The sequence below is a fragment of the Micromonospora sp. WMMD558 genome, assembly GCF_049315255.1.
In the GTDB taxonomy this organism is placed as follows: Bacteria; Actinomycetota; Actinomycetes; order Mycobacteriales; family Micromonosporaceae; genus Micromonospora.
Genome location: NZ_CP186061.1, coordinates 911,278 through 928,696 on the forward strand (window position 1 = coordinate 911,278; position 17,419 = coordinate 928,696).

Sequence of the window (17,419 nt, forward strand, 5' to 3'; positions counted from 1 at the left end):
GCATGGGCCCGGCCGTTCCTCGTCACGCCAGGCGAGGATCACCGGCCGCCGGCGGCCAGGGTCGCCAACATCCCCTCGCAGCTCCGTACGACGACCTCGGCGCCACGCCGCTGCGGCAGGCGGAGCAGCGGATCCTCCGCCCGGTCCCGCCATCGCCACTGCGCGTCGGCCGCGGCCTGCCAGAGCTGGTGGGCCGGTGCGTCGTGCTCGAAGCCGAGCCGGGCGGCCAGCCCGACTCCGTCGCCGCCCACCAGCCGACGCGCCTCCGCGGCCAGTTCCGTGTCGAAGCCGAGCCCGGCGCCGCGCAGCGCCGCGAGCAGGCGCAACTCCTGGAACTCGTGCGCCCCGGCGAGAATCCGCTCGGTCGAGCCGAGCAGCTCAGCGGTACCGGGACCCGGCTCGTCCCGCAGCACCTCCTCCAGCCCGACCAGCGCCGAGCGCGCCTTCAGCGTCTCCTGCCGGTCGATGAAGAGCCGGCTCACGGACTCCCGCAGCTCGGTCAGGCCGCTACGCCGGATCAGCTCCCCGGACAGCTTGGTCCGGCTGTCGCAACCCGTACGTACCAGGGTCGTCGCCAGCCGGACCCCGAAGAGCCCCAAGCGGTCCAGCAGCGCGGCGCGCTGCGCGGCGTCCACGCGTGCCGGCGGCTCCCCGCGGAGGAACCGCTCGGCGGAGAGCAGGTACGCCTCCAGCTCGGGCCGTGGAACGCGGGCCAACTCCGCCAGCGCGGCGAACTCGGACCCGGTGAGCAGCCGCCCGGCCAGCCCGACCAGACCGCTGCAGGCCAGCACGGTCAGGGACAGCGCCCCGACCGCCGGGTCCCGGTGCATCCGCCGGGCCAGCTGGCGGGCGGTCAGCAACGCGTCGACGCGTCCGCCGCCGACCTCGTCGGCACGGGACAGCACCAGCATCATGTTCACCGGGGCGACCTGCCCGGTGGCGCTCTCCCGGGCGGCGGTCAGCACGCGCAGGTCGGAGGCGCGCCCGTCGCGGGTCAGGTAGAGCACCGCGTCGGCGTCGCGCAGCACCCGGTCCAGCACCGTCGCCCGACCGTGCTCGTCCGGACCGGTTACCGGCGGCGTGTCGATCAGGGTGAGCTGCCGCAGCGCCCGGGTGGGCCAGCGGACCACGATGTCCCGCAGCTCCCCCGCCCGCCAGCCGACCAGGTCCACCCGCATCCCGGTCGCGGACTTGACGACGGTCAGGTCCCGCGGCGGATGGCCGGTCGGGTACGCGGTGGCGCGCGGGCGGTCGCCGTCCTCGTACCAGGTGAAGAAGGTGTCGCCGTCCGCTCCCTCAACGGGCGCGACCTCCTCGCCCATGATCGCGTTGAGGAGCGTGGACCGGCCGGACCGCCACGGCCCGGCGATCGCCACCCGCAACGGCTGCTCCAACCGGGCCAGCTCGCCGCGCAGGCGGCCGGTTGCCCGGGGGTCGTCCCGGTAGAGCTGGAGCGCGCGGTGCAGGAGACCCCACACCTCCTCCACCAGGGTGGTCGCGGCCGTCACGTCAGGTTTTCCAGTGGTACGGAGGCCGGCCGCCCCACGGCGAGCTGCTGGGCCTGCTCGTAGAGCGCGGCCAGCCGGGTGATCTTCAGCCGGATCTCGCGCTGCCGCTGGTCGCGGGCCGCCGCGTCGGTGTCGGCCGCCGCCTTGGCGCTCCGAAGCGAGCGGATGATTCCCTCCTGGAGCTCCTCGGTCAGGACGGCGAAGTGGTCCCGCAGCATCCGCTGCACCTGGCGGGCGGTGTCGCGGCGGTCCCGGGTGGCGCGGACGAAGAAGTCGTCGACGTGCCGCTGCACGGCGGCCTTGACGGTGGACTGGCGGCGGCGGAGCAGTTGCCGGCTCTCGTCGTGGATGCTCTTGCCACCGAACAGCGCACCGGCGCCGATCGAAACCGGGTTGATCATCGGCATCCCGGCCAGCGTCAACGCCAGGCCGAACATCAGCAGGCCGCCGTACGAGCCCTTCATCCCCGTCATGACCTTCTGGGTGGCGGTGAACCGGTCGACCCGGGGACGCTCCATCTCGGGGAGCCGTTCCGCGAGGTGCTCCGGCACCACGGCGGACCAGGGCGGCAGAACGTCGTGGCCGTACCGGGCGAAGTGGGCCGCCACGCGGCGGGCGACCCAGTCGCAGCGCTGGACGAGCCACTCCCGGTTCGACTCCGCCGCCTCGACGAGGCTGCGGTCCAGCCACTCCTGGAAGGTGTCCCAGGCGGTCAGGGGGTCGGCGGAGTCGAACGCCTCGTCGACCGTACGCAGGATTTCGCGGGTGCGGTCACGCAGGTCGTACTCGAGGTCGGAGATGAGATCGGTCATCTCGTCGGCGAGCGTGTTCTGCCATCGCGCGGAGCACCGGCGCAGCTCGTCCACCTCACGCTGGGCGGCGTGCAGCCGGGAGATCGGCCCGGTGTCCTTCTCGGCCTCCCGGCTCTCCAGTTCCGCGCGCAGCGGCGCGGCGAGCTGTTCCAGGACCGTACGCGCGGTCAGGCCGACCGCCGCGCGGGCCAGCGGGTCCGGCTTGCCGGCCAGGTCCCGTCGCAGCCGGGCGATCAGCGCCGGAAAGCCGGACTCGGCGTTGAGGGCGTGGTCGTCGGTGGCGGCGGCCCGCAGGCGCAACGCGGCCGAGACGGGGATCAGCGGCGCCGGGACGCCGGCCTCCGCCAGGTGCTTCCGGTTCCGCTCGGCGACGGCACGCCAGTCCGGCACCAGATCCGTCCGGGTCTGGATCACCACCACGTTCGGATGCGACCGGGTGACGTGCAGCAGCATGTTGAGTTCGGCGACGGACAGCTCCCGGGTCGAGTCGGAGACCAGGAGCACGGTGTCGGCCCGGGCCAGCGTGGCAGCCGGGACGCCCGCGCCGATCGCGGTCACCTCGTCGGTGCCGGGCGTGTCCACCAGCACCAGTCCCGCCTTGAGCAGGGCGCGCGGCAGTCCGATCTCGACGTGCGCGGGCCCGCTTCCGGCGTGCCGGCCGAACGTGCCGGCAACCCCGGCGGCGATCCGGTCCAGCGGCACCGGCGTCCGCTCGGCGTTCGCCGGTACGGGACCGACCGCCGGCCGCACGGGGGTGGGATCCTCGACCACCGTCGCCACCGGCGCCTCCGCGTACCCCACCACGGTCGGCAGGACGGTCGTGGCACCGTCGCCGACGGGGCACACCGGAGCGTTGACGATGGCGTTGACGAGTTGGCTCTTGCCCTGCTTCGGCTCACCGACGACCAGCACGCGGAGCGTCGGATCCAGCAACTGGACCCGCTTCCGGCGCACCGTCTGGAGCAGGTCACCCCGGCCGTACGCCTGACACGTACGGCCGATCTCGTCCAGGATGTCCAGCCAGATCCCCGCGACCACGCAACAAGTGTGCTGATTTAAACGTAATTATCAAGAGGGATCGGATAGGGCCGGGTGGAGGGCCGGGCCGGGATGGGTGACCCGGCCCTCCGTTCCCCTCCCGCGAGGTGCGGTCAGAGCAGCCCACCGGTGATGTCCAGCAGGCCGCCGTTGCCGGAGGCGCTCGCGCCGCCGGTCGCGTCCCCGTCACTCCGCAGGTTCAGGCCGACACCGTCGGTCACGCCACCCACGGTGCCGGTGGCCCCAAACAGGACACCGTCCACCGGCTGTGCGACACCGCCCACGGTGGACGGAACGTCGACCGACGACACCACGCCGGACACGGCGCGGTCCACGCCGAGCCCCTCCAGGGTGTCGTCGACGCCGAGCGACCCGACGACGCCGTCGATCTGCGCCTGGGTGCCGGGAAGGACGCCCAGGTCGCCGCCGAGCAGCCCGTCGCCGTACTGCCCGTACTCGGCGGTGCCGAGAGTGCCGTCGACGCCGCCCACGGTGCCCGTGGCGTCCCCGACGACCGGGTCCGCGACGGTGTCCACGGCGCCGACGACGTCGGCGTCCAGGGTGTGCGTCACGTCGTGCACGCCGGTCAGGTCGGTGGTGAGGCCGGTCGGCCCCACGCCCAGGCCGATCCCGGGCAGCACGTTCACGCCGGCGGACACGGTGGCCGGGTCGACCGCGATGGCGCCGAGGACACCCGCCTTGACGTCCACGCCGTTGTACGAGGTGCCGACGCTGATCTGCTGCGTCACGGCCTGCAACTGGCCGACCACGTCGGTCGCGTCGGTCACCAGCGGGTCGACCCCGAGCTGCTCGGTCGTCGTCGCGAGCGGCACCAGACCCTGCACCGGGGCGTAGTCCACCACCAGCGGCACCACGTCCTGGACGTCGGCGGCGGTGATGTCGGTGAGGCCCGCAGCCTGCAGCGCACCCTCCGGGTCCAGGTCGAAGGCCGCCCGGGCGTCGGGGTCGGTGAGCAGGTTGAGTACGAAATCGTGCAGGGTCTGGTGCGAGTCCATGGGCCCGTTCTCCTCGACGTAGCGGTCCAGCGATCGTTCGCCGGCAGCGACGATATGGACGGAAGCCGGCGTGGCACATCGGGGACCGGCCCGCAACCGGGCCCGCGGCGCGGGGGGCGCCGACGCTCCTCCGTTAGGGGGAATGGGGGATCCGGGACGGCCAGAGTTAGGGTCTCGACGCCGGAGTGATCTCTGGTACGAACGTAGGAGCCCCCGGGAGGTCACCGGGGTGGGCCGTCCGGTGCACGGGCACCGTCGCTGTCGGCCGGGCCAGCTCGCGCCGGAAAGAAGCGAATGTCGTACGTCCTGGGGATAGACATCGGAAACACGAACACAGTCGCCGCGGTCGCCCGGCGGCAGGGCGCGACGTGGGCCCGCCCGGAGACGGTCGTCCTGGACGGCAGGTCGACGACCGTGCCGTCGGTGCTGCACGTGTCGGTCGACGGAACGCTCACCGTCGGTGAACCCGACCCGCCGGACCCCGGCCGCACCGCACGGTGTTTCCTGCGCCGGGTCGGCGACGAGGTGCCCCTGCTCCTCGGCGGCGAGGCGTGGCCCCCGCACACGCTGACCGCCGCGCTCGCGGCGTGGGTGGTCGACCAGGTGGCCGGCGCGGAGGGCGGGCCCGCGGAGGCGCTGGTGTTCAGCCACCCGTCGAGCTGGGGCCCGCACCGACGGGACCTGCTGCAGTGGGCGCTGCGGGAGGTCGGCCTGCACCACGTGACGTTGCTGCCCCGCGCGGTGACCGTGGCGGAGAGCCACGCCGCCCGCGGCGTCGTGGACGGGACGGCCGCCGTCTACGCCCTCGGCGGCGAGACGTTCGAAGCGGCGCTGGTGCGGCGGACGCCGTACGGCACGTACGAGACGTTCGGCCGCCCGCAGGCGCTGGACACGGTCGGCGGCGTCGACTTCGACGAGGCGCTCGCCGAGCACGTACGGACCGTGCTCGCCCGGGACCTCGCCGCCGTCGACCCGCTCGACGCGCCGGTGGTCCTGCGTACCCTGCTGCCGCAGTGCGAACTGGCCAGGCGTGGCCTCAGCCTGGGCGACGAGGTGGACGTGCTGCTGGCCCTACCCGGCGGCACCCGCCGGGTGCCGGTGACCCGCCCGCAGTTCGAGACCATGATCCGGCCGGCCGTCCGGGCGACGGTCGACCTGCTGCTCCACGCCGTCCACTCCGCCGGACCGACCCCGGCCCAGCTCGACGGTGTCCTGCTAGCCGGGGGCTCCGCCCGGGTCCCGCTGATCGCCGACCTGCTCACCGCCGCCCTCGGGATCCCGGTCGAGGTGGAACCGGATCCCCACCACACGACCGCCGTCGGGGCGGCACTCGCCGCGTGTCAGGTGATCTCGCCGTCGCCGCGGCCCCCCACGCCACGGGAGACCCCTCCCGCCGCCACCCGGTACGCCGCCGAGGCCGTCGGACCCCGGCGCGATGACCGCCACCCGGCGGTGCCGGACGAACCACCACCGCGCCCCCCGGTCCGGACCGCCCCGCTGGACCTGCCGAAGGCGTCCCGGCTCACCCGGATCAGGGCACGCGGACGCGAAGGATGACCATGATGATCATGAGCAGCACCCGCCCCTCGCGGCCGGTCCCGGGCACCGCCCCGCACGCCCTGCTCGAGACGGTCACCGCGGATCCCGACGGGCCGCTGGCGCTCGCGCTGAGCGCCCCGGCCGGCCACGGCAAGACCTTCCTCCTCCAGGAACTGGCCCGGATCCACCGGCAGGCCGGTCTCCCGGTGCTGACGTCCGTGCCCGACGCGGACACCCCGGTCGAGCCGGAGGCGATGCTCCTGATCGACGACGCCCACCTCCTCGACGCGCCCCGGGTGCACCGGCTGCGGGACCTCGCCGTCGCGGGCCACCGCCTGGTGGTCGCCCACCGGCCCTGGCCGCGCCGCGCCGAGCTGCTCCGGCTCACCGGCACGCTCCGACGGCCGGCGGCTCCGCTCCTGCCGTTCACGCCGGACCAGACCGCCGCCTGCCTCGGCGTCGAGCCCGGGCTGGACCGGCGGCCCGACCTCGCCGACTTCGTGCACCGGCAGACCGGGGGTGTGCCGCGGGACGTGGTGCGGCTGCGCCGCGCCCTGGCCGACGGGGAGCGGGGACCGGACGTCCCCAGCCAGCCGCCGCGGTCCGTCCTCCTGGAACTCGGCCCCGACCTGGCCGGCGTGAGCGCCGACGCCCGCCGGCTCCTGCTGGCTCTCGCCGCGGGCGTCACCCTGCCGGTGGACCTGCTGGGCGACCTGCTCGACCGTGGGCCGGATGCGGTGGACGAGCTGGTCGCCGAGACCGTGGCCGCCGGGCTCCTCGGCGCGGACCAGCAGATCACGCCCCTCGTCCGGCGGGCGGTCGTCGCGCTCTCCCCCACCGCCGACCGGGCGGCGGTGTGGCGCCGCCTGGCCGAGTCGCAGCTCGCGCGGGGCGGCCCGCTGCTTCCCCTGGTCCGCGCCATCGCCCCCGCCGGCGGCACGGCGGCGTGCCCGGCGCCGGTGCTGATCGCCGCAGCGGAGGAGGCCCTCGCCGGGGAGCCCGCCCTCGCCGCCGAGCTGTACGCGTCGGCCACGGCGGCCGGGCATCCCGCCGCCGCCCGGCAGGCGCTCGCCGCCGCCCTCGCCGGCGACCTCGACGCCGCCCTCCGGCTGGCCGACCGGCTGCTGGCGACCGCCGCCCCCACCGAGCGCGCGGAGGCGGCGCTGGTCGCCGCCACCGCGCTGGCCCACCGGGGCCAGGCGCGCCGCAGCGTCGAGCTGTACCGCTGGTCGGGGAGCCCGCCGTCGGCCGCGTTCGCCGCCGTCGGCGCGCTGGCCACCGGGCACCCCGACGCCGACGCGCCGACGTCCGGCGACACCGGCGCGCCACCCACCCTGCACGGCAGCGCCGCCCGGTTGCTGGCCGAGGGGGTACGCGCCAGCGTCGACGGCCCGCCCACCGCCGCCCTCTCCACGCTCGTGCAGGCCGCCGCGCTGCTGGAACCGGACGGCCGGGCGGTCCTCCTGCCGGACAGCCCGGCGGCACTCGCGGCGTTGACCGGGATGCACTGCGGTGAGCTGGACATCGCGGAGGGCGTCCTGCACCGTGCGGTGGCCAGCGGCGTCGGTGGGCCCCTGATGGTCCCCCGGCACCGACTCCTGCAGGCGTGGATCGCGATGCTCCGGGGCCGTACGGTCGCCGCCGGCGGCGCGCTGGCCGAGATCGGGGCCGGTCGGGTCCTGGAGTCGAGGGATCTACTCTTCGCCACCGCCCTGGAACTGGGCGTCGCGCGGCGCAACAGCGACCTCGCCGGCCTCCAGCGGGGCTGGGGACGCGCGCTGGAGGCGGTCGTCCGGCACCCGGTCGACCTGTTCACCCTCCTGCCCCTCGGCGAGCTGGCCGTGGTCGCCGCCCGGCTCGGGGACCTGCCCCGGCTGGAGCCGTACCTGCGGGAGGCCCGCGAGCTGCTCGGCCGGCTGGGTGAGCCGCCACTGTGGAGCACACCGCTGCACTGGAGCGGGCTGCACGCGGCGATCCTCGCCGACCAGCCCGCGGTCGCCGACGAGCACGTCGCCGCGCTGCTCGCCACGGCTGACCGCAGCCGGTACGCGGCGGTGGTCGCCGCCGCCGGGGCGAGCTGGGTCGAGGTGCTGCGCGGGTCGGTCGACCCGGTGCGCGTGGAGGCGGCCGCCCGCGGGTTGCACGACGTGGGACTCCGCTGGGACGCCGCCCGGCTGGCCGGCCAGGCGGCGATCCGCACCGCCGACCGGAGGGCGATGACGACGCTGCTGGACTGCGCCCGGATGTTCCAGGAACGGCCGCCCACCCAGCGGGGCGGGCAGCCGTCGGCGACGGGTGGCGGGACGGACGCGGAGGGCGGCACCGCCGGCCCGCGGCACCGCCTCAGCGAACGCGAACAGGAGGTGGCGGAGCTCGTGGTCGCCGGGTTGACCTACCGCGAGATCGGGGACCGGCTCTTCATCTCGGCCAAGACCGTGGAGCATCACGTGGCCCGGATGCGGTCCCGGCTGAACTGCGCGAGCCGCGCCGAACTGCTGGCTCTGCTGCGGACCGCCGTGGCGGACCGGTCGAGCAGCGCCGGCGCCGGGTTCTGGCCGGAGCGGAGGACGCGATGAGCCCGACCCAGGACCGCGCGATCCGTACGCGCCTGCTCGCCCTGGCGGCCGTGCTGCTCGTCCTCTGGTCGTACGCCGCCTACCTGACCAGCCGGGACACCGCCGACATGCTCCGGGTCCGGGCCCTCGCCGGGGGCCTCGGGCAGCCGGCCGACCGGCTGATCCTCGCCCTGCAGGCCGAGCGCCGGCTCACCGTCGGCGCGATCGCCCGTGGCGAGCCACCGGTCACCCTCGCCGACGTCCGCGCCGGCACGGACCGGGCGGTCACCGGGGTGGAGACCGGTCGGGACACGCTCAGCCTCCGGCTGCTCGGCGGCGGCGAGGCCCGGGACCGGGCCGGCGACCTCGCCGGCCGGCTGCGCGACCTGGCCGACCTCCGGTCCCGGATCGATGCCGGACGGGTCCGGTGGGCCGACGCGGCCGCCGGCTACGACGGACTGGTCGACGCCGCGTTCGCGGTCTACGGGCCGGTGTGGAGCACGCGGGACAGCAACCTGGCGGCCGAGACCCGTGCCGTGGTCGCCCTGGCCCGTGCCCGCGAACTGCTCGCCCGGCAGGACGCCGTGCTCACCGGCGCGCTGGCCGGCGGGCTCTCCCCCGAGGACCGCCGGCACCTGGCCGGGCTCGTGGCCGTCCAGCGGCACGCCCGCGCCGAGGCGGCCGCACACCTTCCCGCCGACGGGCGGGACGACTACCGGCGGCTGGTGGAGAGCCCGCGGTTCCTCGGCCTACTGCTGGCGGAGGACCGGCTGACCGGTGCCGGCGCGCCGCCCACCGAGGAGGCCTGGCGGTCCGGCGTCGAGCCGGCTCTCGGCGGGCTCGACGAGCTGGCGCGGAGCACGGCCCGGCGCAGCGTCGAGCGGGCCGGCGTGGACGCCGCCGTCGCGCTCGGGTGGGCCGGTGCCGTGGTGGGGCTCGGGCTGATCACCGTGCTCGGCGTGCTCTGGGGCTGGGCCCGGGCCGTACGCCCGCTGACCCGGCCCGCGTCCGGCGTGGCCGCGGCCCCCGGGGAGCTGTTCCTCCAGCTCACCCGGCGCAACCAGGCCCTCCTGCGGGCGCAGCTCGACCTGCTCGACGAGATGGAGCGACGTGATCGCGCCCCGGAGGACTCGGCCGACCTCTTCCGCCTGGACCACCTCGCGACCCGGATCCGGCGGAACGTGGAGAAGCTGGTCACCCTGGCCGGTGGGACGCCGGCCCGGCGGTGGCGGCGGCCGGTGCCGCTGCTGGACGTGGCGCGGGGCGCGATGGCCGAGGTGCCCGACTACGAGCGGGTGCTGGTCGCGCCGCACTGGCCGTGGGAACTGGCGGGACCGGCCGCCACCGACGTCGTGCACCTGCTGGCCGAACTGATCGAGAACGCCCTCGCCTTCTCGCCCGCGAACACCACGGTACGGGTCACCGGCGTCCCCGCCGGCCCGGGTTGCCAGGTCGTCGTCGCCGACGACGGGCCGGGCCTGCCGCCCGAGCTGCGGGCGGAACTGGAGGGCCTGCTGGCCGATCCCCCGCCGGACGTCCCACCCGGACGGGCGGGTCTGTACGCCGCCGCCCGCCTCGCCGCCCGCTGCGGCGCCACGATCTCCCTGCGCCCCGGCCGACGCGGGGGCACCGAGGCCGTCGTAGGCCTCCCCGCGTCCCTGGTGACGCTGGTCGGCGCACCCGCCGGGTCGAACGGACGCGTACCGCGCCCGGCCGACCGGGTCGGCGCGCCGGACCAGCCGCCGGGTCGGGTCCAGCCGTCCGAGCAGCCGTCGGCCGGGCCCGCGACCGTCGAGATCCCCGCCGCGACGGCGGGCGGACCGACCAACCCGGCGTACGTCGCGCCGGCTCCCGCGGCCACGAACGGAGAGACCGGTGGACCACTCCGGAGACCGTGAGGAGGCGTGGTACGACGACGACGCCGGGCCGGTCGCGCGCCCGTACACGGTGACCCGCGGCCGGACCGCGCCGGTGGGACGGTTCGATCTGATCGCCCTGGTCGTGACCCGGCCCGGTGCGGTCGTGCCGGGCGGGCTCTTCCCGGAACACCGGGAGATCCTGCGGCGCTGCCGGCAGCCCCTCTCGGTGGCGGAGGTGGGCGCGGCGCTCGACCTGCCGGTCGGCGCCGTCCGGGTACTGCTCGGTGACCTGGTGGAGGCCGGCCTGGTCGAGACGCGGGAACCGTCCTCGCCCGGCGAACGGCCGTCCATGGAACTGCTCACCGCGCTGCTCGCCGGACTTCGCTCCCTGTGACCGCGGACGACGACGGAGCCGGCCCGGGTGGGTGGGACGCCTCCGGCGGAGAACTGAAGGGTAAGGACTTGCCGGCATCACCGCGCGAGCCACGGCGGACCGTGGCCATCATCATTCTCGACTGGCTCATGGCCACGGCCGGATCCGTCGCGCGCGCCCTGGGCGGCCGGGACGGCTCCCGTGCCGGGTGGGTCGCCGTCGGCGCGGCGCTGGGCGTCATGGCGGCGACGGTGGTGTCGGTCGTCCTGGTGCTGCGCGCGCCGGAGCGACTGGCGCCGGTGGCGCTCGACCCACCGCCGGACGTGACCGTCGTCGAGCCGCCGCCGGCCGGGACGCCCGGGCGGAGGGCGAGCCCCGCCTCGACCCGGCCGGCACCGACCTGGAGCGGCCCCTCCCGCACGCCGCCACCGGCCAGCCCTTCGGCCACGCCGGCGCCGTCCTCGGCGCCGGCCGCTCCCCCGGCACCCGTCGCGCTGACCGCGGCGTTCGCCGTCACGGACACCGCCCTGCTCAGCTACCGGGCCGCGGTGACGATCGGCAACCCGGGCAGCGGTCCGGTGCCGGGCTGGACGCTGGTGATCACGCTGCCGGAGGAGTCGCTCCACGTCACGGCCGTCGAGGGCGCGCGGGCGAGCCGCGACGGCGCGAACTGGACGTTCGTACCGGACGGACCCGGCGGGCAGGTGCCCGGCCAGGGCTCCCTACGTGTGTCGTTCCGGGTGAGCGGCTCCTCCGTCAGCTCGTTGCCGACGGCCTGCACGATCGACGGCGCAGCCTGCACCGGGCTCTCCGACTGACCGGCGGTCCTTGCGTACGGCTCGTACACGTGTTCGAATAGGGCATGCGCTGGGACAACCTCTCCGCTCCCCCGGACGAGGGGCGTCCCGACGGGCCAGCGCCAGCGACGCCACCCCTGCCGCTGGCGCTGCCCGGCGCGGTCGCCCGCACCTTCGACACGCCCGGTTTCGCCGGCATGACCTTCTACGAGGTGCGGGCCAAGTCGATCATCAATCGAGTGCCCGGCGCCTCCCGCGTTCCCTTCGAGTGGACGATCAACCCGTACCGTGGCTGCAGCCACGCGTGTGTCTACTGCGTGTCGGGCGACACCCCGATCCTCATGGCCGACGGCCGGCAGCGGCAGCTTCGCGACGTGGAGATCGGCGACCGGATCTTCGGCACCGAGCGCCGGGGCGGGCGTCGCCGCTACGTCGTCACGACCGTGCGCGCCAAGTGGTCCACCGTCAAGCCGGCGTACCGGTTGACGCTCGACGACGGCACGACCCTGGTGGCGAGCGGCGACCACCGGTTCCTCTCCGACGAGGGCTGGCGGTACGTCGCCCCGGGCGCGGGTCGCCGGCGACGGCTGGTCCCGGGCGAGCGGCTGCTCGGCACCGGCTCGTTCGCCGAGGGCCACAAGGACTCGGCGGACCACGACCGCGGGCACCACCATGCGACGTCGGCCGGCCGGCCACCTCCTCCGGGCCGAGCCGGTGACCGGGCCGAGAAGCCGGACGCGCCGACCGACGAGTGGCTCCTGGGGCTGCTGGCCGGGGCGTACGACCGGGCCGGCCGGTCCAACAGCGGCGCGCTGCGCATCGGCCTGCCGGACGGCGACCTGTTCCACGACGTCACCGCGGCTCTCGAGCACTTCGGCTTCACGTTCGTCCGGGAGGACCACAACCTTCCCGGTGGGCCCCGCCAGCTCCGGTTGACCGGCGGGCTCCGCGAGCGCCTGCGGTTCCTGCACCTGACGGGGGCCTCGTCGGGCCGTCTGGTCGAGGGGGCGCCGGTGCCCCGCGTCACGGCGCCGCGCGTGACCGCCGTCGAGCCGCTCGGTGTGGAGTTGCCCCTGTTCGACATCACCACCGGCACCGGGGACTTCATCGCCAACGGGGTGGTCAGCCACAACTGCTTCGCCCGCAACACCCACACCTACCTCGACCTGGACGCGGGCGCGGACTTCGACCGCAAGGTGATCGTCAAGGTCAACGCGGGTGAGCTGGTCCGTCGCGAGCTGGCCGCGCCGCGCTGGCGCGGCGCGCACGTCGCGATGGGCACCAACGTGGACTGCTACCAGCGCGCCGAGGGCCGCTACCAGCTCATGCCGCAGATCATCGGCGCCCTGCGGGACTTCGCCAACCCGTTCTCGATCCTCACCAAGGGCACCCTGATCCTGCGCGACCTGTCCCTGCTGCGCCAGGCCGCCGAGGTGACCCGGGTCGGCATCTCGTACTCGGTCGGCTTCGTCGACGAACGCCTGTGGCGGGCGGTCGAGCCGGGCACGCCGAGCCCCCGCCGCCGGCTGGACGCGGTCCGCCGGCTCACCGACGCCGGCTTCGCCGTCGGGGTGCTGATGGCGCCGATCCTCCCCGGGCTCAGCGACGACGACGAGTCGATCGACGCGACCGTGTCGGCGATCGCCGCCGCCGGCGCCGCCAGCGTGACGCCGCTGGCGCTGCACCTGCGCCCCGGCGCCCGGGAGTGGTATGCGCGCTGGCTCGGCCGCGAGTTCCCCCACCTGGTGCCCCGCTACCGGGAGCTCTTCCGGTCCGGCGCGTACGCCCCGCAGTCGTACCAGCGGGAACTCACCGCCCGGGTGCGGATCGCGGCACGCCGGCACGGCCTGCACCGGGGCGAACGCGGCGACAACCGCCAACGTCCCGACCCGGCACCGCCGCCGGCACCCGAGCAACTGTCGCTGCTTTGACGTTCTCTCTGCCCTAAAGGACCGAGATTCCCTCCACGCTGCGCGTGGAACACGCGGCGTCTGGGTGGATTACCGCTTCGCCGCGCGGTGCCACCATCGCTGATGGTCTGACCCGCGCTCCACGGTCGTTTAGGCTCTCGGCGCGTCCCGCCGCGAGCACGTTCATGGCCGCGTTGACGTCTCGGTCGTGGGCCGCTCCGCACGTGCAGTCCCACGACCGGGTCGACAGATCCAACTTATCGGTGATCCGGCCGCAGTCGGAGCACATGCGGGTGGGACGGGAAGAACCGGTCCACCCGGGCGAAGGTGCGCCTGTACCGGGTGGCCTTGTACTCCAGCATGGCGATGAAGCGGGCCCAGCCCGCATCGTGTACCGACTTGGCGAGTCGGGTCCGGCCGAGACCGGCCACGCACAGGTCCTCGACGTACACCGCTTGGTTGTCGCGGATGATCGCCGTGGACAGCTTGTGCTGCCAGTCCCGCCGGGTGTCGGCCACCTTCGCATGTGCCTTCGCCACCTTGACGACAGCCTTTCTGACGGTTGTTGCTACCCCGCTGCTTGCGGGACAGGTCTTGCTGCAACCGGCGCAGCTTGCGGGCCGCGCGGCGCAGGAACTTCGGTGCGGCGATCTTCGTGCCGTCCGACAGCACCGCGAAGTGCGTCAGGCCCAGGTCGATACCGACCTCCGCCTCGTTTGACGGCAATGTCTCGTCCTCGGCGGTCTGCACAACGAACGACGCAAAGTACCGGCCCGCCGCATCCCGGATCACTGTCACGGACGACGGTTCGGCCGGGAGGTTGCGCGACCAGCGGACCGGTACGTCGCCGATCTTCGGCAACCGAAGGCGGCCGTTGTCGAGCACCGCGAACCGGGCGTTACGGGTGAAGCGGATGGCCTGCCGGTTGTCCTTTCGGGAGCGGAACCGTGGCGCAGCCACCTTGCGGCCCTTGCGCTTGCCCATGACCGAGTTGAAGAAGTTGCGGTACGCGCTGTTCAGATCCGCCATAGCTTGCTGCAACACCACCGCCGACACCTCACCCAGCCACGCCCGCTCGGGGGTGCGCTTGGCCTCGGTGATGACCCGCTTCGACAGCTCGCCGTCCGACAGGTACGGCTCACCGTTCTTTCGGGCCTCCTGACGTGCGCGCAGCCCGTCGTTGAACGCCACCCGCGCGCACCCGAACGCCCTCGCCAACGCTTCCTGTTGCCCGAGCGCCGGGTAGACGCGGTAGTTGTATCGAAGCCGCAGCTGCACGTACAGCAGAGTACAGCGGAGTACGATCGCTGGTCATGAGCGACACGACCGAGGTCCGCGCGAGCGACCTTCGACAGAACCTGGCTGACATGCTGAACGACGTCGCCGTGCACGGCCGCATCGTCTATGTGACCCGCAACGGCCGCCGGATCGCCGCACTCGTCCCCGTGCCCGCGGCCGAGCAGATCGAGAAGCCACCGGTCTAAGGCACGGCCCGAGCCTTGACGACCCTCCCCACCCGGGCCTACACCCCCCGCCCTGAAGCGCGGAGCACTGGCCGCCTCCTGGTAGCGGACCGCCGCTACGCTGCCGGCGTGCGGGAGATCATCGACGCCGCCCTGCGGCGACAGCGCCGCGCCGCCACGGGCGCCGTGATCCTCGGCGCCCTCCTCGGGCTTCTCTGCCTGTTGTGGAAGGACGACCCGGCCCGGCTCCTGCCGACGGCCGCCCCGCTGGCCGCGCTGTTCGCCTACTACGGATTCTTCCGTCGGCCGAGCCGGGCCGGGCTACGACAGGCACCCGACCGGTCCGCGTTCTACGCGCCGCCGCGCGGTGCGGTGACGTTCGTGTCCGTGTTCCTCGCGTGGCTGCCCTTTCAACTCGCCTGGTACGGCAGCCGGTGGGAGCGGGACGCCTTCGGGTGGATGTTCCTGCTGGGCTCGGTGGCCGCCATCGCCGTGTTCGGGCACCGGCAATGGACACGGCTCCCGATGCTCCGGATCACCCCCGACGGCGTCGCCTCCGACGGGCCGCAGCGCGCCATGGTCGTACCCTGGTCGGCGCTGGACCCCCTCGGGCCGCCGCCGGCGACGGAGCACGACAGCGAGCTCCGCCTGCCCCTCGCCCGCCCCGAGCAGGCGACCCGACGCCGCCGTCGGCGGGCCGAGGAGCGGGTGTGGCTGCGCGACCTCGACGTGGCACCACCGCACCTGGCCGCCGCGATCAACCATTACCTGCGCCACCCCGAACACCGCGCGGCGATCGGGACGCCGGAGGAGTACGCGCGGCTGCGTCGTGCGCTCGGCGGCGCGTCCTGACCGTCGGAGTTAGAGTCGGCGGGTGCGCTCTCCTCAGCAGATCCTCGCCGACTCCGCCGTGATCGCCGTCGTGGGCGCGTCCCGCGACCCGCGCAAGGCCGCGCACAGCGTCCCGTTACAGATGCAGCGGTACGGCTGGCGCATCATCCCGGTCAACCCGACGGCTGACGAGTTGTTCGGCGAGCGGGTCTACCGTTCGCTGGCCGACATCCCGCACCCGGTCGACCTGGTGGACGTGTTCCGGCCGGCCGAGGACGCGGTGGAGGTCGTCCGGGAGGCGGTGGCGATCGGCGTCCCGGCGGTCTGGTTGCAGCTCGGCATCGTGAGCCCGGAGGCGCGCCGGGTCGCGGAGGAGGCCGGCGTCGACTACGTCGAGGACCGCTGCCTGGTCGTGGAACGCGCCGCCGCCGGCCTGAACCGTCAGCCGCCGCGTTAAGAAGGGACCCCTCCTCTACCGGAGGCGTTGAGAAGGGGCCCTTCCTTTCACCTCAGAGCTTGTACTCCTTCAGGAGGCCGCGGGAGATGATGGTCTTCTGGATCTCCGAGGTGCCCTCGCCGATGAGCAGGAACGGCGCCTCCCGCATCAGGCGCTCGATCTCGTACTCCTTGGAGTAGCCGTAGCCGCCGTGGATGCGGAACGCCTCCTGCACCACCTCGGCGCAGTACTCGGAGGCGAGCAGCTTGGCCATGCCGGCCTCGACGTCGTTGCGCTGGCCGGCGTCCTTGAGCCGGGCGGCGTTGACCATGAGCGCGTGCGCCGCCTCGATCTTCGTACCCATCTCGGCGAGCTTGAACGCGACCGCCTGGTGCTTCGCGAGGGGCTGGCCGAAGGTGCGGCGCTGCTGGGCGTACGCGACGGCCAGCTCGAACGCCCGGATCGAGATGCCGCAGGCGCGGGCGGCCACGTTGACCCGGCCGACCTCGATGCCGTCCATCATCTGGTAGAAGCCGCGGCCGACCTTCTCCTCCCCGCCGAGCACGGCGGAGCCGGGAACGGTCACGCCGTCGAGCACCATCTCGGTGGTCTCGACGCCCTTGTAGCCCATCTTGTCGATCTTGCCGGGGATGGTGAGGCCGGGGGCGGTCTCGCCGAAGCCCGGCTCCTTCTCCAGCAGGAAGGTACTCATGTTGCCGTAGACCGAGTCGGCCCCGGTGTCGGTCTTGACCAGCGTGGCCACCACCGAGGAGTACGCCCCGTTGGTCAGCCACATCTTCTGGCCGTTGATGACGAAGTTGTCGCCCTGGCGGACCGCCTTCGACTTGATCGCGGAGACGTCGGAGCCGCACTCCGGCTCGGACATCGAGAAGGCGCCGCGCACCTCGCCGGTCGCCATCTTCGGCAGCAGCCGGGCCTTCTGCTCCGCCGAGCCGTGCTGGGAGATCAGGTACGCCACGATGAAGTGGGTGTTGACGATGCCGGAGATCGACATCCAGCCCCGCGACAGCTCCTCGACCACCAGGGCGTAGGTGAGCAGGGACTCGCCCAGGCCGCCGTACTCCTCGTCGATGGTCAGGCCGAACAGGCCCATCTCCCGCATCCCGTCGAGGATGTCGGTCGGGTACTCGTCGGCGTGCTCCAGCCGCTGGGCGTGCGGGATGATCTCCTTGTCCGCGAACTCCCGGACGGTTTCCAGGATCGACCGCTGCACGTCGGTCAGGCCGGGTGTCTGGGCGAGTCGGGCCATCTCAGCCTCCGG

Annotated in this window: 15 protein-coding genes; 9 read left to right on the plus strand and 6 right to left on the minus strand. The window is 74.2% G+C overall.

The window, feature by feature from the left end; all coding sequences use genetic code 11:
* Positions 1-38: 38 nt before the first annotated feature.
* The 3 genes from ACN26Y_RS04370 to ACN26Y_RS04380 form a co-directional block, all read right to left on the minus strand.
* On the minus strand, positions 39-1,508 hold the full coding sequence (locus ACN26Y_RS04370; protein ID WP_155329017.1) for a GTPase domain-containing protein: 1,470 nt from the start codon (positions 1,506-1,508) through the stop codon (positions 39-41).
* Positions 1,505-3,358 (minus strand): dynamin family protein, encoded by a 1,854-nt coding sequence (locus tag ACN26Y_RS04375; protein WP_422734369.1) that lies wholly within the window; start codon positions 3,356-3,358, stop codon positions 1,505-1,507. Before ACN26Y_RS04375 ends, ACN26Y_RS04370 begins: the two co-directional genes overlap by 4 nt.
* A 113-nt stretch (positions 3,359-3,471) precedes the next feature.
* Positions 3,472-4,374, minus strand: coding sequence for an IniB N-terminal domain-containing protein (locus ACN26Y_RS04380; RefSeq protein ID WP_422734370.1), 903 nt, complete (start codon positions 4,372-4,374; stop codon positions 3,472-3,474).
* 294 nt (positions 4,375-4,668) lie between these two features.
* Between ACN26Y_RS04380 and ACN26Y_RS04385 the strand changes: the two genes are divergently transcribed.
* The 6 genes from ACN26Y_RS04385 (at position 4,669) to ACN26Y_RS04410 (ending at position 13,428) form a co-directional block, all read left to right on the plus strand.
* Entirely contained in the window at positions 4,669-5,931 is a 1,263-nt protein-coding gene (locus tag ACN26Y_RS04385; RefSeq protein WP_422734371.1) for an Hsp70 family protein, read from the plus strand.
* A gap of 11 nt (positions 5,932-5,942) precedes the next feature.
* Positions 5,943-8,489 carry a helix-turn-helix transcriptional regulator gene (locus tag ACN26Y_RS04390; protein ID WP_155329021.1) on the plus strand — a complete coding sequence of 849 codons (2,547 nt, stop codon included), beginning with the start codon at positions 5,943-5,945 and terminating at the stop codon, positions 8,487-8,489.
* Positions 8,486-10,366 (plus strand): nitrate- and nitrite sensing domain-containing protein, encoded by a 1,881-nt coding sequence (locus tag ACN26Y_RS04395; RefSeq protein WP_155329022.1) that lies wholly within the window; start codon positions 8,486-8,488, stop codon positions 10,364-10,366. Before ACN26Y_RS04390 ends, ACN26Y_RS04395 begins: the two co-directional genes overlap by 4 nt.
* Positions 10,344-10,721 (plus strand): DUF742 domain-containing protein, encoded by a 378-nt coding sequence (locus tag ACN26Y_RS04400; RefSeq protein ID WP_155329023.1) that lies wholly within the window; start codon positions 10,344-10,346, stop codon positions 10,719-10,721. Before ACN26Y_RS04395 ends, ACN26Y_RS04400 begins: the two co-directional genes overlap by 23 nt.
* A gap of 101 nt (positions 10,722-10,822) precedes the next feature.
* Complete coding sequence (locus ACN26Y_RS04405) at positions 10,823-11,518, plus strand: cellulose binding domain-containing protein (RefSeq protein ID WP_155329024.1); 696 nt, start codon at positions 10,823-10,825, stop codon at positions 11,516-11,518.
* Positions 11,519-11,562: 44 nt separating this feature from the next.
* Complete coding sequence (locus ACN26Y_RS04410) at positions 11,563-13,428, plus strand: intein-containing Rv2578c family radical SAM protein (protein WP_155329025.1); 1,866 nt, start codon at positions 11,563-11,565, stop codon at positions 13,426-13,428.
* Between the two features lie 13 nt (positions 13,429-13,441).
* On the opposite strand, the gene ACN26Y_RS04415 is transcribed toward ACN26Y_RS04410, so the two are convergent.
* Both ACN26Y_RS04415 and ACN26Y_RS04420 read right to left on the minus strand, forming a co-directional pair.
* Positions 13,442-13,696, minus strand: coding sequence for a zinc ribbon domain-containing protein (locus ACN26Y_RS04415; RefSeq protein ID WP_370463292.1), 255 nt, complete (start codon positions 13,694-13,696; stop codon positions 13,442-13,444).
* Positions 13,591-14,685, minus strand: coding sequence for a transposase (locus ACN26Y_RS04420; RefSeq protein ID WP_230688869.1), 1,095 nt, complete (start codon positions 14,683-14,685; stop codon positions 13,591-13,593). The genes ACN26Y_RS04415 and ACN26Y_RS04420 overlap by 106 nt, the downstream gene beginning before the upstream one ends.
* A gap of 35 nt (positions 14,686-14,720) precedes the next feature.
* Here ACN26Y_RS04420 and ACN26Y_RS04425 point away from each other — a divergent pair, with 35 nt between their 5' ends.
* From ACN26Y_RS04425 to ACN26Y_RS04435, 3 genes are all read left to right on the plus strand, one after another.
* Complete coding sequence (locus ACN26Y_RS04425) at positions 14,721-14,891, plus strand: type II toxin-antitoxin system prevent-host-death family antitoxin (RefSeq protein WP_155329026.1); 171 nt, start codon at positions 14,721-14,723, stop codon at positions 14,889-14,891.
* A 108-nt stretch (positions 14,892-14,999) separates the two neighbouring features.
* The gene (locus ACN26Y_RS04430) at positions 15,000-15,722 is read left to right on the plus strand and encodes a hypothetical protein (RefSeq protein WP_155329027.1); all 723 of its coding nucleotides are present in this window, start codon (positions 15,000-15,002) and stop codon (positions 15,720-15,722) included.
* A 22-nt stretch (positions 15,723-15,744) separates the two neighbouring features.
* Positions 15,745-16,158 (plus strand): CoA-binding protein, encoded by a 414-nt coding sequence (locus tag ACN26Y_RS04435; RefSeq protein ID WP_155329028.1) that lies wholly within the window; start codon positions 15,745-15,747, stop codon positions 16,156-16,158.
* A 52-nt stretch (positions 16,159-16,210) separates the two neighbouring features.
* Here ACN26Y_RS04435 and ACN26Y_RS04440 read toward each other — a convergent pair whose 3' ends face one another.
* Complete coding sequence (locus tag ACN26Y_RS04440; protein ID WP_155329029.1) at positions 16,211-17,407, minus strand: acyl-CoA dehydrogenase family protein; 1,197 nt, start codon at positions 17,405-17,407, stop codon at positions 16,211-16,213.
* Positions 17,408-17,419: the final 12 nt, after the last annotated feature.